Origin of the sequence: Rhodococcus oxybenzonivorans, from assembly GCF_003130705.1 — a bacterium.
Taxonomy (GTDB): Bacteria; Actinomycetota; Actinomycetes; order Mycobacteriales; family Mycobacteriaceae; genus Rhodococcus_F; species Rhodococcus_F oxybenzonivorans.
In genome coordinates this window covers 3,961,784-3,987,215 of the sequence record NZ_CP021354.1, presented here as the reverse complement: position 1 = coordinate 3,987,215, position 25,432 = coordinate 3,961,784, and the positions used below count along the sequence as shown (strand labels likewise).

Here is a 25,432-nt window from a genome sequence, read left to right as displayed (position 1 = left end):
TGCATCCACGTGAGCTCGAAGAACAAGTACACCCCGCAGCCGGAGTCCAGCCGGTCCACCTACATCCTCGGTGGGCTCGCCGTACTCGTCATCGCAGCCCTCGTGATAGGCGGCGTGATCTGGCAGAACAACCGAAGCAAGCCGCGCAACGACGGTTACGGGGGAGTGCAGAACTCCGAGGTCCGGGTGTCGGTCGAGGACAACGGCGTGGTGCTCCTCGGGCGTCCCGACGCAGCCACCACGATCGATCTGTTCGAGGACCCGATGTGTCCCTACTGCGCCGAGTTGGAGAACAAGAACGGGCAGGAACTGGCCAAGGCCGTCGACGACGGGAAAGTGGCTGTCCGCTACCACATTCTGAACTTCCTCAATCGGTTGTCGGCCAGCGGTGACTACTCCACGCGCGCTGTCGCGGCGTCACAGTGCGTTGCGGCGACCGGTGACGCGTCGGTGTACTCGGATTTCCACGCTGCCCTGTTCGCGCCCGAGAACCAACCGGCGGAGAACGGCGATTCCGACCACTCCAACGAGGAACTGGCGCAGATGGCCCGCGACGCCGGAGCGTCCGACGAGGCCGCGCAGTGCATCACCACCGGCGCGAAGGTCGACCAGGCTGCGATCGATGCGGAGGCCGGCCGTCAAGCTCTAAGCGCGAGCGGCGCAACGGGCACCCCGGCAGTGGTTCAGGACGGCACCGTCATCGACGCGCTCGCCAACGAGAACTGGGTCTCCCAGCTGTAGACGGCTCCTCCGCCCGTGCGCCTTTCTGGATGTCCCGGCAACCACAGAGGCGCACGGGCGCGAAGCGCCTCTGAGCAGGCGATTTGTTGGCCAGGTCGACGATGGTGTAACTTTCTTCGAGCACGCGGAAGTCATTCCTGGTGCGAGAGAAAGAACTGAATACGGGGCTATGGCGCAGCTGGTAGCGCACCACACTGGCAGTGTGGGGGTCAGGGGTTCGAGTCCCCTTAGCTCCACCCACTGAGAAGTCCCCCACCATGCATCGCATGGTGGGGGACTTCTTCATGTGCGTGACCACATGCATTTCCCATGGTTTTCGTCCGCTGTGGCCGGTCGGGCAGTCGAACCTGGCCGGCGACTAGCCCGTTGCCTTCCCGGGCAGCAGAAGCTGTTGTTCGACGGCGGCGACGACGGCGCATCCCGGGCAGAGAGTCGTGCTGTCCGTTACCCAGCCGTTCAACCGGGCTGTGCAGCGGGCAGCGGTTCGACTGTCAGCCAGGGCGCGGTACGTGTGATCGCAGTGGTCGCAACGGAAGTCCCACGCGCGGGGGCGCGTGCGGACAGTTCCACCGCTCATGTCACGCTCCGATCACCCCACACGACGCGTTCCCACCAGCTGTTCAGTGGACTCGGATCCGGCCAGCGCACACACTCATCGGTATGCGCTGTTCGATGGTCGCGTCGGTCTTTCACGTCGGATGATCCGTGCTTGCGGTACCGCACAGCTGCGCACCTCCCCATTACCCGGCGTGCCCGCCACGGCGACGGACACGGATGCCTGTGCATCTCGGAAATTAGCACTCACATCGGTCGCGTGCCAGCGCTACCGATCGGTAACGACAAAGTAACCAGTACGGGCAGTCTGTGAGCTGCCGCTGCGAACCTCCTCTGAATTGGCACTCAATGTAGGAGAGTGCTAAATTCTTGATGCGCAGTGATGCGGCGTCCGACCAGGTGGCAGGCGCTTGTGGATCGAACCCGGAAGGTGGATTGCTGTGCTTCACTTCGTGCGCGGTCCGCAGTCCCGCTCGGTCACCGGCGCTTAGCTGAGGGCAGTCGCGGTCGGATCACGCGCAACGGCGCATCGGTGAGTCGCTGAGTCGATCGCGCGCCCGTCACTGTCCCCATACGTCTGCACGGAGAGGATCTAACGCAACCATGACCATGACTACGTCACCGTCTCCCTCGTCCGATCGCCGGCGCGGCCACCTGCCATGGCTGATGACGTCGAAGCGGCCTCTCGGCGCCTATTGCAGCGACGTCTCGGTGATGCTCGGCGCGCTGTCGATTGTGATGTTCTGGATGTTCGGCTTCGGCATTCTCCTCGGCGCCGGAGCCATAGCGACGGGCATCGTCGCATCTCGAAATCCGTCGGTCGAGGCGGACGAGTCGACATCCCTGGAGGCTCTGATCGGCATACTCACCGGTGCCTTCGGAATCGCGGTCGGAATCGTCTTTCTCGCTGCCGCCCTGCCCCACATGTGAAGTAGCTGCGTCGGCGATCTCGGGTCGGCACGTTGTCGCAGTGGGACACTGGCAGTATGACTTTCACCGTGACACATCGGTCGTTCGACCAACTGGCAGACTTCGCCGTCACCGACTTCAGCGGCGACGACACCTACAGCATCCATGACAGTGGTGCGCTCGTCATCGTCCGCGAAGACCGGGAACTGGTCTATGCGCCGGGAAGTTGGTTCCTGGTGGAGCGCGCCGATGGCAGTGCGGGGGCTCCGGGCAATTACATGTAAATAGAACATACGTTCGACGAACGTGTAGATTCGGTTCTGTGACGCGCCGGACCGAGTTCGCCCCACGGCGTTGCCCCAACGGGCACCTGCTCGGTGCCAACACCTGCCTTGTCGGGTGGGAAGTGTGCGACTGCGGCACGTCGAAGAATGGTGGGCATCGCACTCATTTCTGCCGACGGTGTGGTGCCACGATCCGCACCCCGCCTTGTTGCAGTCGGCCGACCTGTCAGGGTCGGTAGGTGTGTCAGATTCTCTGCTTGGCGGACCGCGGGTTGCCCCAGATGGTGTCGGATTGATCCTGGAGAACGAGGACGATCAACGTCTCATCGCCCACGTCGAAGGCGGACACCGCGACGTGAACCCAGAGCCAATGGTCATTGCGGTGACGGATACGCAGGTGTGCCGTCGCACTTGCCCTCTCACAGCCCAGGGAGCGGGCGAGCATCTCGCTCCACAGGTCGCTGTCGTCGGGATGGAAGAGTTGTTCGTGCCGGAGACTGTCGAACTCGTCGACGCCGGCGCCGATCAGAGCGGCGCAGGCCGAGTTGCGGAAGATGACCCGGCGGTTCTTGTCGTGGACGCTGATCGCATGCGGGATTGATTCGAGCATGGCAGCGAATCCTTCGCTATCGAGTTGTGCCACTCGCCCCCCTCGGGTCTCGGGAACATCATCGGGCTCTGTGTCGATCCGTTACCGAGTCGCATTTGTGCCGACCGAGCAGATGGCCATCCAGCGCGGGGCGCGATCACTGGCTAGGGTTGGCGGGTGCGCTTCGTCACGATCGTCCAATCGTCCGCATTTGTGCCGGTCTGGCTGCGGATTCTCTTGTTGCTGGCTGCCGGGGCGAAAGTATGGGGTGCCGGAATCTACTCAGGATGCTATTTCGGCAGCAAAGATGTCAGTCTGGGTCTCGGTACCTTCATCAACCGCGGCGTGCTGTTCGATGGCACCGCTTCCATCACGCTCGGCCGGCAAGTGGCGGTCGGTCACCGCGTCCAGTTCATTACCAGCACACATCGGCTGGGTCCGGTGTCGGGGCGGTGCGGGGCGGCGGTAGACCTTCCCATCGTGGTCGGTGACGGCTGCTGGATCGGCGCAGGGGCCATCATCCTGCCCGGAGTGACGGTCGGCGAAGGTTGTGTCGTCGGTGCAGGAGCGGTAGTCACCCGTGACTGCGCGCCGAACGGACTCTACGTCGGCTCACCCGCCCGACGCGTCCGCGATCTCGACACCGAGTCTTCGCTCGGCTGAACGGCCACTTGTCGTTCGACGGCGACAGCGGCGTTCATGCCGTCGAGGAATCGTGAAATAGTCTGTCGCTCCGAGGGGTCGAACCCCTCGAGGATGGTTGTCGTCCGGTTGATGAGCGGGCCGAAGAAGGTTTCACCGAGGTTCATCGCTGTGGCAGTGACCGTGATTCGGGAGCGGCGCCGGTCCTCGGCGTCCGGCGTGCGACGGACGAGCCCGGCCTTCTCCATGCGGTCGAGAAGTGCAGTGACGGATGCCGAATTGATCCCGAGGCGGTCGCCGAGCCAACCCGGGGTTGCAGCGATATCTGCGCGACCGGCGTCCAGGAGGCTGATAAGTGCCCGGAGGTGGCGGCCACGATCCGGCACAGGCTTCCCTCGGCGACGGTCACGACAATCGAGGGAGCCACTCACCACACGATGCCGATGGTGCCCGCCGCCATCGGCGCGGCGATAGTCGGCGCGGTGAGCTGAGATCGTTCGGCCGGGCGCTACCATGGGCGCCCGGTGGCTCATCGAAATCCATGGAGGTCGGGGCAGTTGGCGAAGAAGCGGATTCCGGTGGTCATCGTCGCTGGATTCCTCGGTTCCGGTAAGACCACCCTGCTCAATCATGTCCTGCGCAACAATCGCGGTGTCCGCGTGGGTGTCATTGTCAACGACTTCGGAGCCGTGAACATCGATTCGATGATGGTGGCCGGGCAGGTCGATTCGATGGTGTCTCTGAGCAACGGGTGCATGTGCTGCGCCGTCGACGTCAGCGACATGGACGACATGCTCGATCGTCTGGCGAATCCAACTTCACAGATCGATGTGGTGATCGTCGAGGCCAGCGGGCTTGCCGAGCCGCGCAACATGATTCGGCTCGTACTCGGCAGCAGGAATCCGCACGTCGTGTACGGGGGGCTGGTGGTGATGGTCGACGGTGAGCAGTTCGAGGAAACGTCCGCCCGGCATCCTGATCTCGGAAAGCACGTGACCCTGGCCGACCTCGTCGTACTCAACAAGACCGACCGGATCGACGAACCACGACTCGGTGCGGTGAAGCAGCTGGTCCGCGACTACAACGATCGTGCCCCGATTCTCGCGACCGCGCACGGGCGCATCGAGCCCACTCTGCTCTTCGATCAGGAGCCGGGACGCGATCCGGCCCCCGGTGAACAGCTCACGCTCGATCGGCTGTTGCTGGATCAGCACGAGCACTGCGACGAGGGGTGTGGCGGTCACGGCCACCTGCATTCGTCGTACGAGTCAGTCGATTTCGCGTCGGCCGATCCGATCGATCCACGGCGGTTGGTCGATTTCCTCGAAAGCCGGCCCGTCGGCATCTATCGCATCAAGGGATTCGTGCACTTCGCGGTACCGGGGCAGTCGCGCAAGTTCGAGGTGCAGACGGTGGGGCCACACATCCGGTTCACCTCCACGCGCTGGGAATCGGGGGAGGAACGCACGACGCAATTGGTCCTCATCGGTGCAGACATCGAACCGGAGAAGGCCCGCGCGGGCCTCGAGGACTGCATCGTGTCCGAGGGCGAAGATGTCGACCCCGGCGCGATGCTGGGGGTGCACCGCTATACCGTGACGGCGTGACCGAGCCCGCGTGTAGCACGCCGTCGTATCCCGAACCGATGCTGTCCGTGTATGAGGCGATTCGCCGCCGACGGGATGTGCGAGCGGAGTTCACGGGGGAGCCGGTACCGGAGGAGGTTCTGAACCGCATCCTGGGGGCAGCGCACAGCGCCCCGAGCGTCGGCAACACGCAGCCGTGGGATTTCGTTGTCGTGCGCAGGCCGGAGACTCTCGACGTGTTCGCCGAGCACGTTGCCGATGCTCGCAGAAGGTTCGCCGAATCGCTACCCGACGATCGCAGGACGACGTTCGATCCGATCAAGATCGAAGGAATACGTGAGAGTGGCATGGGCGTCGTCGTCACCTATGACCGCAGTCGCGGCGGCGAGCACATTCTCGGCAGGCACACAGTCGACGACACCGGCCTGTTCTCAGCCGTGCTGGCGATTCAGAATCTGTGGCTCGCGGCCGCCGCCGAGAACATCGGAGTGGGCTGGGTGTCCTTTTACGACGAGCCCTATCTCACCGAATTGCTGGGAATTCCCGGGCCGGTGCGTCCCATCGCCTGGTTGTGTGTGGGACACGTCGCCGAGTTCCAGCAGGTACCCGACCTCGAGCGCTTCGGGTGGCGGGGGCGCCGGCCATTGGCCGACGCCATCCACCTCGACGAGTTCTAGCCTTGACGGCGGCGTGACGCGCCGGCCGACGCGGTACGAGTTCCGCCGCCCGTGGACGACGCCGCCCGTGGCCTGCCCGCAGCGCCGGAACGGGAGCGACGAGCGCCGCCGCCCTGACCGTGGGCGCGTCCGCCCTGGCCGCCTCGTCCACCCTGGCCGCCTTGGCCACCGCCGGGCCGCTGAGTGCGTCCGCCGGTGCTGGACACCGGCGTGGCCTTCGGTGCCGGCGTCACATGTGGTGCGAGGTCACCGACGAGTTCGAGAACGTGGGCGGAGTCCGCGGTGCTGCGGACGGGAGTGACTTTGATCGCTGCCTTCCGCATGAGGATGGACAGATCCTTGCGCTGCTCGGGCAGTACGACGGTGACGACGTCGCCGGCGCTGCCTGCGCGTGCGGTTCTGCCCGAACGGTGCAGGTAAGCCTTGTGCTCGGCGGGCGGATCGACGTGCACCACCAGTTCCACATCGTCGACGTGGACGCCTCGCGCCGCCACGTCGGTGGCCACCAGCACGCGCGCCTCACCGGCCGAGAACGAGGCCAGGTTGCGGTCGCGGGCGGCCTGCGACAGATTGCCGTGCAGATCCACCGACGGGATACCCGCTTCGGTGAGCTGACGCGCCAGCTTCCGCGCCTGATGCTTGGTGCGCATGAACAGGATTCGGCGTCCGGTGCCCGACGCAAGCTTCTCGACCAGCTTGCGCTTGGTCTCGGGGCTGTCGACGTCGAATACATGGTGCGTCATGGCCGCGACGGGTGAGTTCGCCTCGTCGACCGAGTGCAGGACCTCGTTCTTCAGGAACCGCTTGACGAGCTTGTCGACACCGTTGTCCAGCGTGGCCGAGAACAGCAGTCGCTGGCCCTGCTGCGGCGTGGCGGAGAGGATGCGCGTGACGACGGGAAGAAAGCCGAGGTCGGCCATGTGGTCGGCCTCGTCGAGCACGGTGATCTCGACGGCGTCGAGGCTCACGAACCTTTGCTTCATCAGGTCTTCGAGGCGGCCGGGGCATGCGACGACGATGTCGACGCCTGCCTTGAGCGCCGACACCTGGCGGTTCTGGGAGACGCCACCGAAGATGGTGGTGACCTTCAGGTCGTACGCCTGCGCCAGCGGTTCGAGTGTGGCAGTGATCTGGGTGGCCAGCTCGCGGGTGGGGGCCAGGATCAGACCGACGGGGTGGCCGGGCCGACGCTTTCCGCCCGACAACTCACCGGCGAGGCGGGACACCATCGGGATGGAGAAGGCGAGCGTCTTACCGCTGCCCGTCTTGCCCCGGCCGAGCACGTCGCGGCCCGACAGCGTGTCGGGGAGGGTGTCGACCTGGATGGGGAAGGGCGCGGTGATGCCCTGCGAGGAGAGCACCCGCACGAGCGGTTCGCGGACGCCGAGAGCGGCGAAGGTGGTGTCGGGTGTCGTCGTGTCAGACAAGTGTCAGAGCCTTTCGGGCACAGGGTTGTGCCCGGAGGGCCGACACGGAAAAGCGATCCCGTCGGAGCTCGAGCACAGGTTGGCGGCGTTGCCGGTCGGCAAGCTTCTTCGCCGTAAGAAGAGCGGATGCACACGCGTGTGCACACCCAACAGGATTCGGACGTTCCCGAACTGAATGCGTTCTACGACGCTGGGTGACCGTCATGGTCACCTAGTGCCGCCGAGTCTACCCGGTGATGCGACGCCGGTCCGACTCAGGACTCACAGTCCCACCCATTCGGACGCGCCGTCGGCGAAATGCTGCCGCTTCCAGATGGGTACCTCGTGCTTGATCCGTTCGACGAGTTCGGCGCAGGCCGCGAACGCCTCGGCCCGGTGCGGTGCGGCCACGGCAGCCACGAGCGCCAGGTCCCCGACGGTCAGCGCACCCACCCGGTGGACCGCGGCAACAGGCAGTCCCGTCGACGACGCAACCTCCTCACAACACGTGCGGAGAAAGCGCTCGGCATCGGGATGCGCCTGATACTCGAGTGCCGAAACGGATTGTCCGGCATCGTGATTACGTACCACCCCGGTGAAGACCACTACCGCGCCGTGTTCCGGTCCCGCCACGGCCGCATCGACCACGGCCGCGTCCAGGGGCAGGTCCGAAATCTGGGCAAGAACGTCACTCATCGTGCATACCTCCACCGGCGATTTGTGCGAGAAGGTGATCGACGATGGGGTCGAGCACCGCAAGTCCATCCTTCACTCCGCCCGGTGAACCCGGCAGATTCACTATCACTGTGCCGTTCGACACACCGGCGAGTCCCCGGCTCAGTGACGCATGCGGAGTCACCGTCGTTCCCCGATTGCGGATGGCATCCGCGATGCCGGGCAGTTCGCGGTCGAGTACGGCCCGGGTGGCTTCGGGAGTGGCGTCCGTGGGGGAGACACCCGTCCCGCCGGTGGTGATGACCAGTGCGGGGTTGCCGGACAGCGCGTCGGCGAGGCCGGCCGCGATCTCGGCGTCGGCGTAGACCAGGGGGCCGCGTGTCCGGAACCCGCGTTCGTCGAGCCAGGCGGTGATGGCTGGACCGGTCGTGTCTTCCCGCGTGCCCGCGGCGCCGCCTGTGGAGGCGACCAGGACCGCGGCAGTGCGCCCTCTCGGTGATGCCGAGTCGGTTGCCGGCTCCCGGGTCCAGTGCCCGCGCTTGCCGCCGTCCTTCGTGAGCAAGCGGACACCGTCCAGGGTGGCAGCGGGATCGACGGCCTTCACCATGTCGTGCAGAGTCAGCCCGGCCACGGCAACCGCGGTCAGTGCCTCCATTTCGACGCCGGTCGGCCCTTTCGTCTTCGCTGTCGCCTCGATCGTGATGGCATCGTCGGCGAATCCGAACTCCACCTTGACCGACGAGAGCGCAAGCTGATGGCACAACGGAATGAGCTCGGACGTCTTCTTAGCACCCGAGATACCCGCAATCCGGGCAGTCGCGAGTACATCTGCCTTGGGGAGATCGTCGGCCCGGACGAGCGCAATGACCTCGGGGGTCGTGACGAGTCGTCCTTCCGCCACGGCAGTCCGGGTGGTATCGGCTTTCGCGCTCACATCGACCATGCGTGCACGACCCTCGCCGTCGAGGTGCGTCAAATCGCTCATAGGGGAATCACCTTCACGAGTTGGCCGGCGTCGAGTGCGGTGACATCGGCGGGAACATCGACGAGGACATCCGCCCACGCCATCGCTGCGACAAGATGTGAGCCCGGACCGGCGACGAGTTCTACCCCGGTGTCGGTGCGGCGGGCGCGGAGGAACTGCCGCTTACCTCGGACGGAGGTGAGCGGCGCCGCGAGCGGCCCCTCCACGGCTTCCGTGGGAGGAAGGCCCGCTGCGCGGCGAATGTCCGGACGGGCGAAGATCTCGAAGGAGACGAGGGTACTCACCGGATTGCCCGGGAAATTCAATACCGGGACGCCGTTGACCACGGCTGTCCCCTGCGGCCCGCCCGGCTGCATGGCCACGTGAGCGAATTGAGCGCCCAGCGGGGACAGCGTTTCCTTCACCACCTCGAAGTCGCCCATCGATACACCGCCGGAAGTCAGCACCACATCGGCGGTGAGGACCGCCTCGGCGAGCAGGGTGCGGAACTCGGCGGGGTCGTCGGTGCTACGGGCGATGGAGACCACCTCTGCACCGTTGGCTCGTGCACTCGACGCCAGTGCGATGCCGTTCGAATCGTAGATCTGGCCGGGACGCAGTGCGCTTCCCGCGTCGACGAGTTCGGCGCCGGTGGTGATCACCGCGACACGCGGCCGCGGGCGCACCGATACGCGCTGCAGCCCGACAGCGGCGAGCACGGCGATGTGACGGGCAGCGAGAAGGCTGCCCGCGGCGAGGAGAAGGGTCCCCGCCCGGACGTCGCTGCCACGTTCGCGCACGAATTCCCCGGCCGAGCGGGTTTTTTCGATCCGCACCTCGCCATCCGAGGTGACTGTGTCCTCGACGGGGACGATCGCGTCGGCGCCCGGCGGAACCGGTGCTCCGGTCATGATTCGGTAGGCCGTGCCGGGAAGGTGCGTGACGGGTTCGGCCGGCCCGGCCGCGATCACCCCGCGCACGGGCAGCATCACAGGGACCGTCGTGATGGATGCGGCGTCGACGGCGTAGCCGTCCATCTGGGAGTTCCGGAACAGGGGCAGATCGACGGGTGAATGGACGTCGGCGGCGAGGGCGCGTCCCAGTGCCTCACCGAGTGGAATCTCCTCGCCGGGGCGCGTATGGAGCGGTGCGAGAAGTTCGGCGACGTGCTGAGCATGCTGCTCCACCGTCCGCGTGGTCACGACGTTCCTCCGGCCATGGTTACCAATCCTATGCACGGCGGTGCGGCACGGATCACCGCCTCACGGCATACTGGACCAATGCGGGGAAAGGCAACGCGATGACAATGGTGGAGATGGGTATTCCCACCGTGCGGTCGGCCGTCTCGCTCGCGGGCCGCCCCGACGTGGGGCACCTCGTCGACAGATTCGGTCGGGTAGCGCGCGACCTTCGGGTGTCGATCACCGAGAAATGCTCGTTGCGCTGCACCTATTGCATGCCGGAGCAAGGCCTGCCCGCCATCCCGGCGCAGAATCTACTCACGGCTGAGGAAATCGTCCGGTTGGTGGGTATCGCGGTGCATCAGCTCGGGGTCCGGGAGGTCCGGTTCACCGGTGGTGAGCCGCTGATGCGCGCCGACCTCGAAGCCATGATCGCCGGGTGCGCCGAACGGGTTCCGGGTGTGCCGCTGTCGATGACCACCAACGCAGTCGGGCTCGAACACCGGGCTGCTGCACTCGCCCGCGCCGGCCTCACGCGCGTCAACGTCTCCCTCGACTCGATCGACAGGAAGCACTTCGCCAGGCTCACGCGACGCGATCGGTTGCCTTCGGTGATCGCCGGGATCCGGGCCGCGGCTGATGCAGGCCTGGCGCCGCTCAAGGTGAACGCAGTTCTGATGCCCGAGACACTGACGGGGGCGGCGGATCTCCTCGAATGGTGCCTGACCGAAGGGATTGCGCTCCGCTTCATCGAGGAGATGCCCCTCGACGCGGACCACGAGTGGGCTCGTGAGCAGATGGTGTCCGCCGACCGGTTGCTGTCGGTTCTGGGTGAGCGGTTCACCCTCGTGGAACACGGCAGGGAGGACGCGTCCGCACCGGCGGAGGAGTGGTTGGTGAACGGTGGTCCGGCCACCGTGGGGATTATCGCGTCGGTCACCCGCTCGTTCTGCTCCGACTGCGACCGAACCCGTCTGACCGCCGAGGGAACGGTACGGTCGTGCCTGTTCAGTGACCAGGAGGTCGACCTGCGGAGGGCACTGCGTTCCGGTGCCGGCGACGAGGACCTGGCCCAGTTGTGGCGTGGCGCGATGTGGAACAAGTGGGCGGGACACGGAATCAATGCGGACGGATTCGCGCCGCCGCAGCGCAGTATGGGAGCTATCGGTGGTTGACACGGTGACAGGCATTTCGGTGCGGTATTTCGCGGCGGCCGCCGACGCCGCCGGTTGTACGAAGGAAACCCTCGATCTGCCGACGGACGCCCCACTCGGTCAGGTGAAGATCGCCCTCGTCGCCAAGTACGGAGCCGATATGGAGCGGGTTCTGTCGGTGGCGGCCTTCCTCGTCGATTCAGAGCTCACGCGCGACCTCACGCGCACCGCCGGACACCAGGTGGACGTCCTGCCGCCGTTCGCGGGAGGCTAGAGGATTTACAGCACGCCGGGAGCCGCTCAGGCCGTCGTCGTGTCGGCCAGCCACCGGTCGAAAGTGATCGACCCGAACTCTTTCCCCGGAGCCAGGTTGTGCCCTGCCCTCAGGAAGGAACCCAGTGCTCCCGGCAGGGGCACGTCGATGACGAGTCCGTGCGTCCCCGTGGCTTTCTTCCATGCGACGACGAGGTCACGGGCCGTGCGGACTTCCGGGCCGCCGATGGTGATGAGATTTTCGGACGCCGTCTCGGTCGCCAGAGCGGCGTCTGCCAGCGCCCGCGCGACATCGCGGGTGTCGATCGACTGGAATCGCGTTCTCGCGAACGCCGGAATCACCCCGACATGACTCGGCGGCTTCGCGACCATGGGAATGAAGTCGTGAAACTGTGTGGCGCGCACGACGACTGTGTCGAGCGGCGAGCTCTCGTAGACCCGTTCCTGCCGTCGTTTGGCCTGATAGTAGGCGAACTCGCCGCGGTCGACGTTTACGATGGACAGCAGGACCGCGCGTCGCACACCCGCACCGTCCGCTGTCGCCAGCAGATTGCTGGCGCCCTCGTCCAGCACGGCCCGAGTGCGGCGGGTCTTGCCGTCGGTCGTGTCCACCACCACGTCGACCCCGTCCAGCGCCTCTGCGAGCCCCTCACCCGTCACCAAGTCGCCGTGGACATGGACGATCTCGGTGCCCGGTGCACCACCGTGCCGGGTGAGGACACGGACCGAGTGCCCGCGGGCAAGTAACTCCTTGACGAGTTGCCTACCCGCTGTACCGGTACCGCCCGCGACCAGAACGAGGGTCACCGGATCACCGCCACCAGGTGTCGAGAGGTGTGACGGGGACCGTGCGCTTGTGACGCGTGTTCAGGTACATGGTCTCCAGCTTCTCGGCGACCTCCGGGGAAACGTCCTTGCCCTCGAGGTAGTCGTCGATCTGCGTGTACGTCAGACCGAGCGCCTCCTCGTCGGGGAGCGCCGGGCGGTCGTCCTCGAGATCGGCGGTGGGCACCTTCTTCCAGGTGGTCTCCGGTGCCCCCAGTTCGCGGAGCAGGGCGCCGCCCTGACGCTTGGAGAGGCCGGTCAGGGGAGTGAGGTCCACGCCACCGTCGCCGTACTTGGTGAAGAACCCGGTAATCGCTTCAGCTGCATGGTCGGTACCGAGTACGAGGTAGCCGAGTTGCCCCGCGATCGAGTACTGGATGACCATGCGCTCTCGGGCCTTGATGTTGCCGCGGACGAAGTCGCGCAGTTCGCCGCCATTGCCGAGGATGTCCCGCAGGGCTGAGGCCGATTCCTTGGCAGTGGCGTCGGCGCCGGGTTTGACGTTGACCGACACCGACCGGTCGGGCTGGATGAACTTCAGCGCGATCTGTGCGTCCGACTCGTCCGCCTGGGTGCCGTAGGGAAGACGGACAGCGACGAACTCGGCCTCGTGTCCCTCCTCGCGCAGTTCGCTCGCCGCGAGTTGAGCGAGACGCCCGACGAGAGTGCTGTCCTGGCCGCCGCTGATGCCCAGAACGAAGCCCTTCGCGGGCGTCGACAGGAGGTACTCCTTCAGGAACTGAACGCGGGTGCGAATTTCTTTCGCCGCGTCGATGGTGGGCTGGGCACCGAGTTCCTCGAGTATCTGCGCACGTAGATTCGCCATGTCAGAAACTGTAGCGAGTGGGCACGTGGGACGCAGGATGGGGAAGGCCCGGTACGGTTCCGCGCATGAGCAGATCGGACATCCTCGTCGTCAGCGCCACCAAGGCGGAGGCGGTGCACGTCCCACCGGAGTTCGACGTTCTGATCACGGGCATCGGCAAGGTGAGCGCCGCGGTGGCCGTCGCGAAAGCGCTCGGCGACTACCCGTCGTCGCAGAAACCGCTGGTGGTCAACATCGGCACCGCGGGGGCCCTGCACGAACACCACAGTGGCCTCTTCACGCCGTCGACCGTGCTCAACCACGACATCAGCGGCGACGCCATCCGGGCCTTGGGGCACGAGGTCGCGGACCGGCTCGAGATGCCGGAGGGGGACGGCTCGGTGCTGGCAACGGGGGACGTCTTCGTATCGGACGCGGGGGTGCGCGACGTGCTCGCGGAGCGGGCCGATCTCGTCGACATGGAAGGTTTCGCCGTCGCCTACGCGTGCGCACAGGTCGGTGCACAATGCCGCCTCGTCAAGCACGTGAGCGATACGGCTGACGACTCGGCGCTCGACTGGCCGGCGCGCATCGACGCGAGCGCCAGGGAATTGGCGCTGTGGCTGCGCGCCCTGTGACCGTCAGGCGCGGGTGACACGCCTGACGAGATCCTCCCAGGCAGCCTCGAGGCGCTCGGTCGACATCCCGAGGTCGCGGATCTCGTGCAGTACGAGCGTCGCCTCGAGGGGTGCGAGGAGCGAGCACGCCAGCAGTTCGTGATCTCCTTCGACGCCCGCCTCGCGGAGCAGCGACACGACGTGCGTCACCGACACTGCGCGAGCCGGCGCGGAGAAACGGGTGCCCGGAGAATTCTCCGCGGCCCGCCGGACCTCGCCCTCGACCTCGACGGTGGCGATGCGCGCTCGGCCGTAGGCGATGAGCCGTTCGACCGGATCGGCGCCCGGCCCCAGGGGTGGGGGTCCGAACATGAACGCCTGCTGGAGTTCGCGCTCGGAATGGTCGAGGAGGGCGAGCATGAGTCCCGATCGGCTTCCGAACCGGCGGAACACTGTGCCCTTGCCCACACCGGCCTTGCAGGCGACGGCGTCCATCGTCACCGCGTCGACGCCCCGCTCGGACACCAAGAGGGCCGCAGCATCGAGCAGTAGCCGCCGATTACGTGCGGCATCACACCGTTCGGGCGGTTCGACCCCGATCTGGGGAAGGAGGAGGCGGGTCACGGCGCCAATCCTACCGCGCGGGGAATGTAAATGGACCACGGTCCGTTTAGTTGATATACCTGTTCCCGAGTCGCCCACCGCACCATCGAAGGAAATTGACATGTCGAAGACCAACATTCTCGTACTCGTCGGCAGCCTGCGCGCCGCGTCGGTCAACCGCCAGCTCGCCGAGACGGCAGTCTCGGTTTCTCCGGCAGGGACCGACGTCACCGTGTTCGAAGGGCTCGGTGAGGTGCCCTTCTACAACGAGGACATCGACGTCGCAGGTTCGCTCCCCGCCGTCGAGGCGTTGCGTGACGCCGCCGGCCGCGCCGATGCGCTTCTCATCCTCACCCCCGAGTACAACGGCACGATTCCCGCCGTGCTCAAGAACGCCATCGACTGGATCTCCCGTCCGTACGGAACCGGCGCCGTCAAGGACAAGCCGGTCGCCGTCATCAGCGCGTCCCCCAGCGGCAACGGCGCACAGTGGGCCCATGAAGACACCCGCAAGGCCGTCCGTATCGCCGGCGGCAAGGTGCTCGAGGACGTCACGCTCGCCATCGGCGGCACGATCGACAAGTTCGGTGACCGGCACCCGCGGGAGAACGCCGAGGTCGCACAGCAGGTCGCCGATGTCGTGACCAGCCTCGTGGACGCCACCAAGCAGCTCGTCGACGCCTGAGTCGCTCGCGGGACCGCCGTCGCTACAGCCCGGATCTCTCGAGGGCTGCGTCGACGGCGTCCCGCACCGCGTCGAAGTCTTCACCGGCCGCCAGGGCAGAGTCCCTGGCGGCTTCTATCTGCTCACGGACCGTCTCGTAGCGCGCGACCCATTCCTCCTTGTTTGCGCGCCAATAACCCATGACGTCATATCGATTCGCCGGCCAGCCCAATTCGTGGCGCAGCCGGTGGCGTACGTCTCGGGATGTACGCGCTTCGCCCGCGAACCACACGTATCCCGGCTCGGAGGGTCGCGGCCAGGTGCGTGCAGCCTCCGCCAGCCTGCTGCGTCCGGTGCCGTTGCCGCTGCCGTGCAACCAGGTGACCATCACGTCGGCCTCGGTGGTGAACTGCTGCCGATCCTCGGCGGCCGTGATCTCGGCGATCACGTGCACGTGCGCCGAACCGGGCAATTCCTCCACGATCCGGCCGACGGCAGGTAAACCGGTCATGTCCGCGACGAGAAGTTGCCATGCCGTATCGGTGGGCGGTGAATACCAGCCGGCGGCGGCCGAGAACCCCAGAACCTCGCCGGGCGACGCCTGTAGCGCCCACCGAATCGCAGCGCCGCCCGCGTGGACGGCGAAATCGATGTCCATCTCGCAGGCCGACGGGTCCCAGCGGCGGACGGTGAAGCTCCTCTGGTCCGCGCCACCGGGCGGAAAGGCGAGCAATACGCGCTCGTCGGGCACGCCACTCGATTCGAATTCCGTCAGATCACCACCCGACAGGGTGATCCTCTGCATGTTCGGCGTCACCCGCTCCGTGCGGACGACGGGCGCCCAGCGGTCGGGTTGCTCGGAGGAGTGCACGGGCATCCGGTCACGGTACCGGGAGGCAGGCAGTTACCGGCCGGCAAGCGGCGGTGGAGGCGGGGCGCCGGGTGCACGCGGCGGCGCGGAGTCGGGTCTCGGCCGAAGGCCGCCGTCCGCCGACCGGGTCGAGTGGAATCCGGTTGAAATGAGGGCCGCTACAGTCCACTGCTCGGGGTGCGCTGGGGAATGCTGGAGCCTGCTCACAGGTGACGTAGGCTCCTCGAGCCTCGGGTGTACGAACCTTGCCGGCGGGAGCGTTCCGAGGCTCGCCGAAAAAGTGATGCGCGACACGCCGACGGGATGACGAAATTTGCCGTCCAGCGGAAGTCGACCAGGGAATTTCATCGATGTGACTCACAACATCTCGGGTTAAGTGTTTCTGTCGGCCACTAGGTGTAGTGTCTTGAGCACTGAGAGACCACTACGGGAATCGGCTCGGTGAACCCCTCCGCTGGGGTGACCGTCCTCTCGATCAGGGGAGATCTCGGGTGCTGAACACACACTTCGTCAGCTCCATTTTCGGCAGTGGAAAGAGGGACTTCATGAGCATCACCGTCTACACCAAGCCCGCTTGCGTTCAGTGCAATGCCACCTACCGGGCCCTCGACAAGGAGGGTATCGACTACGCCGTCGTCGACATCACCGAAGACGCCGAAGCCCGGGACTACGTGATGGCGCTGGGATACCTGCAGGCGCCCGTGGTCGTAGCCGGTGACGAGCACTGGTCGGGCTTCCGGCCCGATCGCATCAAGACCCTCTCGGCAAACGCTGCTTGAAGCGACACGATCGCACCCTCCGCGAGCGAGAGCGAACCGATTCCGGAGCAGCACTGACCGACAGTTCCACTCGAGATGGTGAGTACCGATGACTTCGCTGGTGTACTTCTCCAGCGCCTCGGAGAACACGCACCGATTCGTTCAGCGGCTCGGGGTGCCTGCGACGCGCATACCCATCCACGACCGCGACGGCACCTTCGAGGTGCACGAGCCCTACGTCTTGATCCTCCCCACGTACGGCGGCGGGACCACGGCGATGGGCAGGGACACCAGTTACGTTCCGAAGCCCGTCATCCGATTTCTCAACAACCCACACAACAGGTCGCTGATCCGAGCCGTGATCGCGGCGGGAAACACCAATTTCGGTGATTCCTATTGCTTTGCAGGAAACATCATTTCTCAGAAGTGTCACGTTCCCTACCTCTACCGCTTCGAACTCATGGGCACAGCCGAGGACATCGAACGGGTGAAGGTCGGTCTGGGTGAATTCTGGGAACACTTAGACGACAAGGAGCAGGAGCTGTGGCGCCGACCATCACAGACACCATCGATGCGGGGAGCGTAGAGCGTGACGCGCGCGGTGGGGACTCGACGAACGGTCTCGACTACCACGCGCTCAACGCGATGCTCAACTTGTACGGGCCGAACGGCGAGATCCAGTTCGACAAGGATGTCGCCGCGGCCCGCCAGTACTTCCTGCAGCATGTCAACCAGAACACGGTGTTCTTCCACAACCTCGACGAGAAGCTCGATTATCTCGTCGAGGAGAATTACTACGAGCCCGAGGTGCTCGATCAGTACTCGCGTGCCTTCGTGAAGTTCCTGATCGACCACGCGTATTCCAAGAAGTTCCGCTTCCCGACCTTCCTGGGCGCCTTCAAGTACTACACCTCGTACACGCTCAAGACGTTCGACGGAAAGCGCTACCTCGAGCGGTTCGAGGACCGAGTGTGCATGGTGGCGCTCACCCTTGCAGCAGGTGACGAGGACCTGGCCACCAAGCTGGTCGACGAGATCATCGCCGGACGCTTCCAGCCCGCCACACCCACGTTCCTCAACTCCGGCAAGAAGCAGCGCGGTGAACCCGTCTCCTGCTTCCTCCTCCGCATCGAGGACAACATGGAGTCGATCGGCCGCTCGATCAACTCCGCCCTGCAGCTGTCCAAGCGCGGCGGCGGAGTCGCGTTGCTGCTCACCAATGTTCGTGAACACGGCGCCCCGATCAAGCGAATCGAGAACCAGAGCTCGGGTGTCATCCCCATCATGAAGCTCCTCGAAGACTCCTTCTCCTACGCCAACCAGCTCGGGGCGCGTCAGGGTGCGGGCGCGGTGTACCTGCACGCCCACCATCCGGACATCTACCGGTTCCTCGACACCAAGCGTGAGAACGCCGACGAGAAGATCCGCATCAAGACGCTGTCCCTCGGCGTGGTCATCCCGGACATCACCTTCGAGCTGGCGAAGAAGAACGAGGACATGTATTTGTTCTCGCCGTACGACGTCGAACGCATCTACGGCGTTCCGTTCGCAGACATCAACGTCACCGAGAAGTACTACGAAATGGTCGACGACAAGCGGATCCGGAAGTCGAAGATCAAGGCGCGCGAGTTCTTCCAGACCATCGCGGAGCTGCAGTTCGAGTCGGGCTACCCGTACATCATGTTCGAGGACACGGTGAACCGGGCCAACCCCATCGAAGGCAAGATCACGCACTCCAACCTGTGCTCCGAAATCCTGCAGGTGTCGACGCCGTCGCTGTTCAACGACGACCTCTCGTACAGCAAGGTGGGCAAGGACATCTCTTGCAACCTGGGGTCGCTGAACATTGCCAAGACGATGGACTCGCCGGACTTCGCGCGGACCATCGAGGTGGCGATTCGCGGACTGACCGCGGTGTCCGATCAGACGCACATCTACTCGGTGCCGTCGATCGAGGAGGGCAACAACGACTCTCACGCCATCGGGCTCGGCCAGATGAATCTGCACGGGTACCTGGCGCGCGAGCGGATCTACTACGGCTCCGACGAGGGCATCGACTTCACGAACATCTACTTCTACACCGTGGTGTTCCATGCGCTGCAGGCGTCCAACCGGATTGCCATCGAGCGGGGAACGTACTTCAAGGGCTTCCCGCAGTCGCAGTACGCGTCCGGCGAGTACTTCGACAAGTACACCGATCAGGTGTGGGAGCCGAAGACGGACAAGGTGCGTCAACTCTTCGCCGACTCCGGTGTGCACATCCCCACCCAGGACGACTGGCGTGAGCTGAAGGCGTCGGTGCAGAAGCACGGCATCTACAACCAGAACCTCCAGGCCGTCCCGCCCACCGGGTCGATCTCCTACATCAACTACTCCACCAGCTCCATTCACCCGGTGGCGTCGAAGATCGAGATCCGCAAGGAAGGCAAGATCGGCCGCGTCTACTACCCGGCGCCATACTTGACCAACGACAACCTGGAGTACTACCAGGACGCGTACGAGATCGGCTACGAGAAGATCATCGACACCTACGCCGCGGCCACCCAGCACGTGGACCAGGGGTTGTCGCTGACGTTGTTCTTCAAGGACACCGCCACCACCCGCGACATCAACAAGGCGCAGATCTACGCGTGGCGCAAGGGGATCAAGACGCTGTACTACATCCGTCTGCGTCAGATGGCCCTCGAAGGCACCGAGGTCGAAGGTTGCGTTTCCTGCATGCTGTAGGCGGCTCCGCCGCCCGTGAGTACTTATTAACCGGCGGCGGTTAATAAGTACTCACAGCCGAACGAAGTGAGGATTCAATGGTCAAGCTGGTGAGTCGCGTATCCGCGATCAACTGGAACCGCGTCCAGGACGAGAAGGACGCCGAGGTGTGGGACCGCCTCGTCGGCAACTTCTGGCTGCCCGAAAAGGTCCCGGTGTCCAACGACATTCCGTCGTGGGGCACGCTCACGGCGCAGGAGAAGCAGCTCACGATGCGGGTGTTCACGGGGCTGACGCTCCTCGACACCATTCAGGGCACCGTGGGCGCGGTCAGCCTCATCCCCGATGCGATCACCCCGCACGAGGAGGCGGTGTACACCAACATCGCGTTCATGGAGTCGGTGCACGCCAAGAGCTACAGCTCGATCTTCTCGACGCTGTGCTCCACCCGCGACATCGACGACGCCTTCCGCTGGTCCGAGGAGAACCCGAACCTGCAGCGCAAGGCAGAGATCGTCATGGACTACTACCAGGGCGACGAGCCGCTCAAGCGCAAGGTGGCGTCCACCCTGCTCGAGAGCTTCCTGTTCTACTCGGGCTTCTACCTGCCGATGTACTGGTCGTCGCGCGCCAAGCTCACCAACACCGCCGACCTCATCCGCCTCATCATCCGTGACGAGGCCGTACACGGGTACTATATCGGCTACAAGTACCAGAAGGGTCTCGAGCAGCTCACCGAGGCCGAGCGCGACGACCTCAAGAACTACACGTTCGAGCTGCTCTTCGAGCTCTACGACAACGAGGTCGACTACACCCAGGACCTCTACGACGAGGTCGGTCTCACCGAGGACGTCAAGAAGTTCCTGCGGTACAACGCCAACAAAGCGTTGATGAACCTCGGCTACGAGGGTCTGTTCCCGAAGGACGAGACGGACGTCAATCCGGCCATCCTGTCCGCGCTCTCACCCAACGCCGACGAGAACCACGACTTCTTCTCCGGCTCCGGCAGCTCCTACGTCATCGGTAAGGCCGTCAACACCGAAGACGAAGACTGGGATTTTTAAAGCGACCCGCTCGGGATTTCTAACGCCCCGACAGCTTCGCCCAATGCCGCACCGGCGCAGTTCGACTGCACCGGTGCGGCATTGGGCGAACTGCGTTCAGCGCTGGAACCACGCCTCCGGCACGTCCTGCAGCGCTTTCTCGAGTCGCAGTCGCGAAGACGGGGTGAGGTCGGACGGCACTTCCTCCGGGGAAAACCATGCCACCTCGAGGTTCTCGTCGTCGGACACCGCCGCGGCTCCGCCGACGTATCGCGCGAGGAAGCACACGTCGAGGTACTGCGCGACATCGCCGTTGGGATAGGTGATGGGTCCGGTCACATCGACGCTGGTGATGCGCTCCAGTTCCGCGTCGACGCCGGTCTCTTCGCGTACTTCCCGGAGCGCCGCGGGCCCGGGTTCCTCACCGGGTTCGAGAACGCCCGACACCACCGCCCACCGGCCGTTGTCGGCGCGGCGGGTCAGCAGTAGCCGCCCGTCGTCGTCGCGGACGACGACGCTCACTCCCGACAACCACAGCGGCGCGTGTCCGACATGCCTGCGTAGTGCAGCCACGAACTCCGGGACGGGCACAAAGTTCTCCTAGCCGGCGTATCCGTTCAGGGTGTTCCGGAGATCGGTCAGCACAGCCCGCGCGGCCACCAGACCGTTGCCGTTCCAGACCTCGCCCTCGACGGCGAACACGCGACTGTCGGCGGCGGCCCCGAGGTCTTCCCACGCTTGCCCGGACATGACGTCCTCGGCATGCTCGGTGCCGTCCTTGCCGACGAGGACGGCATAGATGAGATCGCCTTCGGCGCGGTCGAGTTCGGCATCATCGATCGATTCGGTCACCGCACCGTCGAGGTTCTGGTAGGCGGGCCTGCGGACTCCCGCGTCGGTGAGTACCTGACCGGCGAACGCCGCCGGTCCCTCCACCTCCAGACTGTCGGCGTCGAAACGCACGATAGAGGCCTGGGTTTGTGCGGCGTCGATATCGATGCCGAGTTGCTTCGCGTCCGCCTGGTATCGCTCGAGCGCGGCTGCGGCGGCATCGGCCCGGCCGAGGGCGTTACCCGCGAGGAGGAACTGCGTCTTCCAGTACACGGGGTCGGAACCGACGAACACGGTGGGCGCGATGGGGGAGAGCTCGCCGTACAGTGCGCCAGTGGCCGGACTCGAACCGAGGATCACATCCGGCGCCGCCTGCGCGATCCGGGCGACGTCCGGTGCGCCGGCCGGCCCGACACTCGGAAGTTCGGAGATGCCCGTGCCGAGGTACCCCGGCTGTGGGGAGTCGCCGTCGCCGCTCGTGGCGGCGCCGACGACGCGTTCCCACAGACCGAGTGCGCATACCGCGTCCAGCGCGGCACTGTCGAGTACCACGATTCGCTGCGGATCGGCGGGCACCTCACTCGTGCCCGTCGTATGGACAACCCGATGCGTCGTCGACCCCGACAGCTCCGGGTCGACCGGTGCCGGCTCCGGGCACGCCGTCGTGGTGTCCCTCTCGATGCCGACCACCGCCGCGCCCGCAATCTTCGTCGTGGTCCGGACTATCGAGGACGCGGGGTCGTCGTCGGCCGGTTGGGAGCAGCCGGCGAGAGCGAAGGCGGCGACACCGGCAACGAGACCGATGGACGCGCGGCGGACGGTCGAAAACCTACGAAGGGACAATGCGGCGACTTCCTGTGTGAGCGGGCGCGTTCAGGTTAGCCGCTGTGCTTGTCGACCTCGAACGTGTCCGACAGGTCGTCGAGAATCAGGTGCGCGCCCTGGATGCTGACGGGCGACATCCAGCGGGCGTCGTCGACGTCGACCTTGCGGCCCTGCAGCGTCTGCCACAGCGGGCTTTCGAGGAAGGGGCGGGCGGCTTCGGCGCTCTTTCCCGCCGGATCCTGCCAGGTGCTGACGAAGATCACGTTGCCGTCGGCCTCGCTGAGCAACTCCGGACTGATCGACTGCATGATGCTGGTCGGGTCGGCGGGGTCCGGTCCCTGGCTGGCGGGCCGGGCAATGCCCGCATCCTCGAGCACGATGCCGCTGAAGGAGGTGGTGCGATAGAGGCGGGCGGTGGGTTCACCGGCGAATCGGATTACCGATACGACCGGGTTCGACGCCTTGGTGTTGATGGCGGAACCGACGGCCGCGGCGCGCGACTCGTAGGCGGCGATCTTCTCGTTGGCGAGCTCTTCCTTGCCGAGCGCCTGACCGACGAGACGGATGTTCTCCTTCCACGTGGGACCGGTCGTCTCGGTGAAGATGGTCGGCGCAATGGCCGACAGCTGTTCGTAGTTCTTCCCGTCGCGAACCTCGGCCGAGATGATGAGGTCCGGCTGCAGTGCGGCGATCTTCTCGAGGCTCGCGGTGCTCACCGTGCCCACCGACTCGGCTTCGGTTGCGTACTCGTCGCGGGTGCTGCCGAGGTAGTCGGGCAGCCCGGGGTCCCGGTAGTCGACATACCCGACGAGCGGCGTCTCGAGGAGGAGTACGGCATCGGTGAAGCTGTTGTCGAGGGCCACGACCCGCTGCGGTGCCGCGGGAATCTCGGTGTTGCCGCGGAAGTGTTGGACCGTGCGGGGGAACTGCGCCGATGCGGCGGCGTCGGACGTGGAGGACGCGTCGTCGTTGCTGGAACAGGACGTGACGGCGACGGCGGCCGCGAGAGCGACGACGGCGGCCACGGCGCGGCGTCGGGAAAGAATATTCACTTGAAGCTCCTAGTAGAAGTTAGGTGAGCGATACCTTAGCACCGGAAAAGTCCGAATCCTGGTGGTCTCCCTGCCTCTCCCGCCGATATCCGCGACACGCCGTCTCGGGTGAGAAAGAGCACGCTCCTGCAGACAATCCGCTGGTCGGCGATACCCCCGTGGGCGCTGAGCCGGGGTAAGTACGACAGGAGGTAGGACCGAGTCCGAGGCCGCTCGGGGCACCGTCTACGATTCGATGAGCGCAAGCCAGAGACCGTTCGCCTCGCAGCCCGGGGACGGACGCGCATTCAGGAGGATCAGTGACTGCCGTAGCGCCCCAGCCAGTCCCCGCGATAGCTGCAGCCAGGCCTTACCCGCCGCGGCAGGGACCCAAGGGCTCGTTCATCTTCAAAATGATCACGACCACCGACCCCAAGGTGCTCGGGATCATGTATTTGACGACCTCGATCATCTTCTTCCTCATCGGCGGTCTGATGGCCCTGATGATGCGTGCCGAGCTCGCTGTGCCCGGTATGCAGTTCTTGTCGAACGAGCAGTTCAACCAGCTGTTCACCATGCACGGCACGATCATGCTGCTGCTGTACGCGACCCCGATCGTGTTCGGCTTCGCCAACTACATCCTGCCGCTCCAGATCGGTGCACCCGACGTTGCGTTCCCGCGTCTGAACGCCTTCAGCTACTGGCTGTACCTGTTCGGCGCCATCATCGCGACCGCCGGCTTCATCACTCCGGGCGGCGCGGCCGACTTCGGCTGGACGGCGTACACGCCGCTCACCAGTGCCCTGCACTCCCCGGGTGTCGGTGCCGACCTGTGGATCATGGGCCTCGCGGTCGGTGGCCTCGGCACCATCCTCGGTGGCGTCAACATGATCACCACGGTGATCTGCCTGCGCGCCCCGGGTATGACCATGTTCCGTATGCCGATCTTCACCTGGAACATCTTCATCACCAGCATCCTGATCCTGCTGGCGTTCCCGCTGCTGACGGCCGCGCTGCTGGGTCTGTTCGTCGACCGTCACCTCGGCGGCCACATCTTCGATCCGGCTACCGGCGGTGTTCTGCTGTGGCAGCACCTGTTCTGGTTCTTCGGTCACCCCGAGGTGTACATCATCGCGCTGCCGTTCTTCGGCATCGTCTCGGAAATCTTCCCGGTCTTCAGCCGTAAGCCGATCTTCGGCTACAGCGGTCTGGTGTACGCGACGATCGCGATTGCTGCCCTGTCGATCGCCGTGTGGGCGCACCACATGTACGCCACGGGCGCGGTGCTGCTGCCGTACTTCTCGTTCATGACCTTCCTGATCGCGGTGCCGACGGGTGTGAAGATCTTCAACTGGATCGGCACCATGTGGAAGGGGCAATTGACCTTCGAGTCGCCGATGCTGTTCTCCGTCGGCTTCCTGATCACCTTCCTCTTCGGTGGCCTCTCCGGCGTCATCCTGGCCAGCCCGCCGCTCGACTTCCACGTCACCGACAGCTACTTCGTGGTCGCCCACTTCCACTACGTGGTCTTCGGCACGGTCGTGTTCGCCACCTACGCCGGCATCTACTTCTGGTTCCCGAAGATGACCGGGCGGATGATGGACGAACGCCTCGGCAAGTGGCACTTCTGGACCACGTTCATCGGCTTCCACGGCACGTTCCTGGTGCAGCACTGGCTCGGGGCCGAAGGTATGCCGCGCCGGTACGCCGACTACCTGCCGTCCGACGGGTTCACCATGCTGAACTCGTTCTCGACCATCTTCGCCTTCGTCCTCGGTGCCTCGACGCTCCCGTTCATCTGGAACGTCTTCAAGAGCTACCGGTACGGCGAGGTCGTCACCGTCGACGACCCGTGGGGTTACGGCAACTCGCTCGAGTGGGCCACCACCTGCCCGCCGCCGCGCCACAACTTCACGGAACTGCCGCGCATCCGCTCCGAGCGTCCCGCGTTCGAGCTGCACTACCCGCACATGGTGGAGCGGATGAAGGCAGAAGCGCACGTCGGACCCGGGCACGGCGGCAAGCACGCCAGCACGGTCCTGGAGGAGGAACGCCACGCACCGCTCACCGTGAGCGGTGAAGGCGAACCCGGCACCGACTCCGGCCGCTGATACAGATCGTTGCCGAAAGGCCCCGCCCCACCATCGGGCGGGGCCTTTCCCTTGGCACAATGGGTGCCGGACAAGCTGCGCGAGCACGACGACCTTCCGTGCTTCT

The 25,432-nt window shown here is 65.3% G+C and carries 29 protein-coding genes and 1 tRNA gene; 16 read left to right on the top strand and 14 right to left on the bottom strand.

Translation table 11 applies throughout. The features are described from left to right. Positions 1-9: 9 nt before the first annotated feature. Positions 10-741 (top strand): DsbA family protein, encoded by a 732-nt coding sequence (locus CBI38_RS18795; protein ID WP_109331145.1) that lies wholly within the window; start codon positions 10-12, stop codon positions 739-741. A 163-nt stretch (positions 742-904) separates the two neighbouring features. Beyond that, positions 905-977, top strand: a tRNA-Ala gene (locus CBI38_RS18790). A gap of 122 nt (positions 978-1,099) precedes the next feature. On the opposite strand, the gene CBI38_RS38455 is transcribed toward CBI38_RS18790, so the two are convergent. Then, entirely contained in the window at positions 1,100-1,318 is a 219-nt protein-coding gene (locus CBI38_RS38455) for a hypothetical protein (RefSeq protein ID WP_109331144.1), read from the bottom strand. 644 nt (positions 1,319-1,962) lie between these two features. Between CBI38_RS38455 and CBI38_RS18780 the strand changes: the two genes are divergently transcribed. Together CBI38_RS18780 and CBI38_RS18775 are read left to right on the top strand one after the other, a co-directional pair. After that, a complete protein-coding gene (locus CBI38_RS18780) occupies positions 1,963-2,226 on the top strand; it encodes a hypothetical protein (RefSeq protein WP_418328347.1) in 264 nt (87 codons plus the stop codon). Between the two features lie 56 nt (positions 2,227-2,282). After that, positions 2,283-2,489: a hypothetical protein gene (locus CBI38_RS18775; protein WP_109331143.1), complete on the top strand. Its 207-nt coding sequence runs from the start codon at positions 2,283-2,285 to the stop codon at positions 2,487-2,489. Between the two features lie 244 nt (positions 2,490-2,733). Here the strand turns inward: CBI38_RS18775 and CBI38_RS18770 are convergent, their stop codons facing one another. Continuing rightward, a complete protein-coding gene (locus tag CBI38_RS18770; protein WP_109335195.1) occupies positions 2,734-3,099 on the bottom strand; it encodes a PAS domain S-box protein in 366 nt (121 codons plus the stop codon). A gap of 156 nt (positions 3,100-3,255) precedes the next feature. Between CBI38_RS18770 and CBI38_RS18765 the strand changes: the two genes are divergently transcribed. Next, positions 3,256-3,741 carry an acyltransferase gene (locus CBI38_RS18765; protein ID WP_109331142.1) on the top strand — a complete coding sequence of 162 codons (486 nt, stop codon included), beginning with the start codon at positions 3,256-3,258 and terminating at the stop codon, positions 3,739-3,741. Here the strand turns inward: CBI38_RS18765 and CBI38_RS18760 are convergent. Further along, a complete protein-coding gene (locus CBI38_RS18760) occupies positions 3,681-4,106 on the bottom strand; it encodes a MarR family winged helix-turn-helix transcriptional regulator (RefSeq protein ID WP_230989882.1) in 426 nt (141 codons plus the stop codon). The genes CBI38_RS18765 and CBI38_RS18760 overlap by 61 nt on opposite strands. Positions 4,107-4,277: 171 nt before the next feature. Between CBI38_RS18760 and CBI38_RS18755 the strand changes: the two genes are divergently transcribed. After that, positions 4,278-5,327 (top strand): CobW family GTP-binding protein, encoded by a 1,050-nt coding sequence (locus CBI38_RS18755; RefSeq protein ID WP_109331140.1) that lies wholly within the window; start codon positions 4,278-4,280, stop codon positions 5,325-5,327. A 38-nt stretch (positions 5,328-5,365) separates the two neighbouring features. Beyond that, positions 5,366-5,983, top strand: a complete 618-nt coding sequence (gene bluB / locus CBI38_RS18750) for a 5,6-dimethylbenzimidazole synthase (RefSeq protein WP_109331135.1) — start codon at positions 5,366-5,368, stop codon at positions 5,981-5,983. On the opposite strand, the gene CBI38_RS18745 is transcribed toward bluB, so the two are convergent. From CBI38_RS18745 to CBI38_RS18730, 4 genes are all read right to left on the bottom strand, one after another. Further along, positions 5,980-7,410 (bottom strand): DEAD/DEAH box helicase, encoded by a 1,431-nt coding sequence (locus CBI38_RS18745; protein ID WP_204164770.1) that lies wholly within the window; start codon positions 7,408-7,410, stop codon positions 5,980-5,982. The genes bluB and CBI38_RS18745 overlap by 4 nt on opposite strands. Positions 7,411-7,671: 261 nt before the next feature. Further along, positions 7,672-8,085 carry a molybdenum cofactor biosynthesis protein MoaE gene (locus CBI38_RS18740; protein ID WP_109331134.1) on the bottom strand — a complete coding sequence of 138 codons (414 nt, stop codon included), beginning with the start codon at positions 8,083-8,085 and terminating at the stop codon, positions 7,672-7,674. Beyond that, positions 8,078-9,049 carry a bifunctional molybdenum cofactor biosynthesis protein MoaC/MoaB gene (gene moaCB, locus CBI38_RS18735; RefSeq protein ID WP_109331133.1) on the bottom strand — a complete coding sequence of 324 codons (972 nt, stop codon included), beginning with the start codon at positions 9,047-9,049 and terminating at the stop codon, positions 8,078-8,080. The genes CBI38_RS18740 and moaCB overlap by 8 nt, the downstream gene beginning before the upstream one ends. Continuing rightward, positions 9,046-10,230 (bottom strand): molybdopterin molybdotransferase MoeA, encoded by a 1,185-nt coding sequence (locus CBI38_RS18730; RefSeq protein WP_109331132.1) that lies wholly within the window; start codon positions 10,228-10,230, stop codon positions 9,046-9,048. Before CBI38_RS18730 ends, moaCB begins: the two co-directional genes overlap by 4 nt. A 98-nt stretch (positions 10,231-10,328) precedes the next feature. On the opposite strand from CBI38_RS18730, the gene moaA reads away from it, so the two are divergent. Together moaA and CBI38_RS18720 are read left to right on the top strand one after the other, a co-directional pair. Further along, positions 10,329-11,384 carry a GTP 3',8-cyclase MoaA gene (gene moaA / locus CBI38_RS18725; protein ID WP_109331131.1) on the top strand — a complete coding sequence of 352 codons (1,056 nt, stop codon included), beginning with the start codon at positions 10,329-10,331 and terminating at the stop codon, positions 11,382-11,384. Further along, the gene (locus tag CBI38_RS18720; protein ID WP_109331130.1) at positions 11,377-11,637 is read left to right on the top strand and encodes a MoaD/ThiS family protein; all 261 of its coding nucleotides are present in this window, start codon (positions 11,377-11,379) and stop codon (positions 11,635-11,637) included. Before moaA ends, CBI38_RS18720 begins: the two co-directional genes overlap by 8 nt. Before the next feature lie 26 nt (positions 11,638-11,663). Here CBI38_RS18720 and CBI38_RS18715 read toward each other — a convergent pair whose 3' ends face one another. Both CBI38_RS18715 and nadE read right to left on the bottom strand, forming a co-directional pair. Continuing rightward, entirely contained in the window at positions 11,664-12,443 is a 780-nt protein-coding gene (locus CBI38_RS18715) for an SDR family oxidoreductase (protein ID WP_109331128.1), read from the bottom strand. 4 nt (positions 12,444-12,447) lie between these two features. Then, a complete protein-coding gene (nadE, locus tag CBI38_RS18710; RefSeq protein WP_109331122.1) occupies positions 12,448-13,287 on the bottom strand; it encodes an ammonia-dependent NAD(+) synthetase in 840 nt (279 codons plus the stop codon). A gap of 65 nt (positions 13,288-13,352) precedes the next feature. Between nadE and CBI38_RS18705 the strand changes: the two genes are divergently transcribed. Then, the gene (locus tag CBI38_RS18705) at positions 13,353-13,904 is read left to right on the top strand and encodes a nucleosidase (RefSeq protein ID WP_109331120.1); all 552 of its coding nucleotides are present in this window, start codon (positions 13,353-13,355) and stop codon (positions 13,902-13,904) included. A gap of 3 nt (positions 13,905-13,907) precedes the next feature. Here the strand turns inward: CBI38_RS18705 and CBI38_RS18700 are convergent, their stop codons facing one another. Next, positions 13,908-14,507, bottom strand: a complete 600-nt coding sequence (locus CBI38_RS18700) for a TetR/AcrR family transcriptional regulator (RefSeq protein ID WP_109331118.1) — start codon at positions 14,505-14,507, stop codon at positions 13,908-13,910. Positions 14,508-14,607: 100 nt separating this feature from the next. Between CBI38_RS18700 and CBI38_RS18695 the strand changes: the two genes are divergently transcribed. Further along, on the top strand, positions 14,608-15,171 hold the full coding sequence (locus tag CBI38_RS18695) for an NAD(P)H-dependent oxidoreductase (RefSeq protein ID WP_109331117.1): 564 nt from the start codon (positions 14,608-14,610) through the stop codon (positions 15,169-15,171). 22 nt (positions 15,172-15,193) lie between these two features. Here CBI38_RS18695 and CBI38_RS18690 read toward each other — a convergent pair whose 3' ends face one another. Continuing rightward, complete coding sequence (locus CBI38_RS18690) at positions 15,194-16,027, bottom strand: siderophore-interacting protein (protein ID WP_109331115.1); 834 nt, start codon at positions 16,025-16,027, stop codon at positions 15,194-15,196. Between the two features lie 539 nt (positions 16,028-16,566). Between CBI38_RS18690 and CBI38_RS18685 the strand changes: the two genes are divergently transcribed. From CBI38_RS18685 to nrdF, 4 genes are all read left to right on the top strand, one after another. Then, a complete protein-coding gene (locus CBI38_RS18685; RefSeq protein ID WP_109335193.1) occupies positions 16,567-16,800 on the top strand; it encodes a redoxin NrdH in 234 nt (77 codons plus the stop codon). Between the two features lie 88 nt (positions 16,801-16,888). After that, positions 16,889-17,365 (top strand): class Ib ribonucleoside-diphosphate reductase assembly flavoprotein NrdI, encoded by a 477-nt coding sequence (gene nrdI, locus CBI38_RS18680; protein WP_109331113.1) that lies wholly within the window; start codon positions 16,889-16,891, stop codon positions 17,363-17,365. Beyond that, the gene (nrdE, locus tag CBI38_RS18675; RefSeq protein WP_397504355.1) at positions 17,323-19,506 is read left to right on the top strand and encodes a class 1b ribonucleoside-diphosphate reductase subunit alpha; all 2,184 of its coding nucleotides are present in this window, start codon (positions 17,323-17,325) and stop codon (positions 19,504-19,506) included. Before nrdI ends, nrdE begins: the two co-directional genes overlap by 43 nt. A gap of 77 nt (positions 19,507-19,583) precedes the next feature. Then, positions 19,584-20,549, top strand: a complete 966-nt coding sequence (gene nrdF, locus CBI38_RS18670; RefSeq protein ID WP_015890191.1) for a class 1b ribonucleoside-diphosphate reductase subunit beta — start codon at positions 19,584-19,586, stop codon at positions 20,547-20,549. A gap of 96 nt (positions 20,550-20,645) precedes the next feature. On the opposite strand, the gene CBI38_RS18665 is transcribed toward nrdF, so the two are convergent. From CBI38_RS18665 to CBI38_RS18655, 3 genes are read right to left on the bottom strand one after another with little or no spacing between them, the layout of a single operon-like run. Further along, complete coding sequence (locus CBI38_RS18665) at positions 20,646-21,119, bottom strand: NUDIX hydrolase (RefSeq protein ID WP_109331111.1); 474 nt, start codon at positions 21,117-21,119, stop codon at positions 20,646-20,648. 9 nt (positions 21,120-21,128) lie between these two features. Then, positions 21,129-22,202: an ABC transporter substrate-binding protein gene (locus CBI38_RS18660; protein WP_109331109.1), complete on the bottom strand. Its 1,074-nt coding sequence runs from the start codon at positions 22,200-22,202 to the stop codon at positions 21,129-21,131. A gap of 35 nt (positions 22,203-22,237) precedes the next feature. Further along, positions 22,238-23,236 (bottom strand): ABC transporter substrate-binding protein, encoded by a 999-nt coding sequence (locus CBI38_RS18655; protein WP_109331107.1) that lies wholly within the window; start codon positions 23,234-23,236, stop codon positions 22,238-22,240. A gap of 299 nt (positions 23,237-23,535) precedes the next feature. Between CBI38_RS18655 and ctaD the strand changes: the two genes are divergently transcribed. After that, the gene (gene ctaD, locus CBI38_RS18650) at positions 23,536-25,326 is read left to right on the top strand and encodes an aa3-type cytochrome oxidase subunit I (protein WP_109331105.1); all 1,791 of its coding nucleotides are present in this window, start codon (positions 23,536-23,538) and stop codon (positions 25,324-25,326) included. Positions 25,327-25,432: the final 106 nt, after the last annotated feature.

Excerpts from the sequence above, each read along its gene's own strand:
- CBI38_RS18740 (WP_109331134.1), bottom strand. The coding sequence starts at position 8,085 with ATGAGTGACGTTCTTGCCCAGATTTCGGACCTGCCCCTGGACGCGGCC.
- nrdI (WP_109331113.1), top strand. The coding sequence starts at position 16,889 with ATGACTTCGCTGGTGTACTTCTCCAGCGCCTCGGAGAACACGCACCGA.
- nadE (WP_109331122.1), bottom strand. The coding sequence starts at position 13,287 with ATGGCGAATCTACGTGCGCAGATACTCGAGGAACTCGGTGCCCAGCCC.
- moaA (WP_109331131.1), top strand. The coding sequence starts at position 10,329 with ATGACAATGGTGGAGATGGGTATTCCCACCGTGCGGTCGGCCGTCTCG.
- nrdF (WP_015890191.1), top strand. The coding sequence starts at position 19,584 with ATGGTCAAGCTGGTGAGTCGCGTATCCGCGATCAACTGGAACCGCGTC.
- CBI38_RS18695 (WP_109331117.1), top strand. The coding sequence starts at position 14,608 with ATGTCGAAGACCAACATTCTCGTACTCGTCGGCAGCCTGCGCGCCGCG.
- CBI38_RS18775 (WP_109331143.1), top strand. The coding sequence starts at position 2,283 with ATGACTTTCACCGTGACACATCGGTCGTTCGACCAACTGGCAGACTTC.
- bluB (WP_109331135.1), top strand. The coding sequence starts at position 5,366 with ATGCTGTCCGTGTATGAGGCGATTCGCCGCCGACGGGATGTGCGAGCG.
- moaCB (WP_109331133.1), bottom strand. The coding sequence starts at position 9,049 with ATGAGCGATTTGACGCACCTCGACGGCGAGGGTCGTGCACGCATGGTC.
- CBI38_RS18705 (WP_109331120.1), top strand. The coding sequence starts at position 13,353 with ATGAGCAGATCGGACATCCTCGTCGTCAGCGCCACCAAGGCGGAGGCG.
- CBI38_RS18690 (WP_109331115.1), bottom strand. The coding sequence starts at position 16,027 with ATGCCCGTGCACTCCTCCGAGCAACCCGACCGCTGGGCGCCCGTCGTC.
- CBI38_RS18770 (WP_109335195.1), bottom strand. The coding sequence starts at position 3,099 with ATGCTCGAATCAATCCCGCATGCGATCAGCGTCCACGACAAGAACCGC.
- CBI38_RS38455 (WP_109331144.1), bottom strand. The coding sequence starts at position 1,318 with ATGAGCGGTGGAACTGTCCGCACGCGCCCCCGCGCGTGGGACTTCCGT.
- CBI38_RS18780 (WP_418328347.1), top strand. The coding sequence starts at position 1,963 with ATGACGTCGAAGCGGCCTCTCGGCGCCTATTGCAGCGACGTCTCGGTG.
- CBI38_RS18685 (WP_109335193.1), top strand. The coding sequence starts at position 16,567 with ATGAGCATCACCGTCTACACCAAGCCCGCTTGCGTTCAGTGCAATGCC.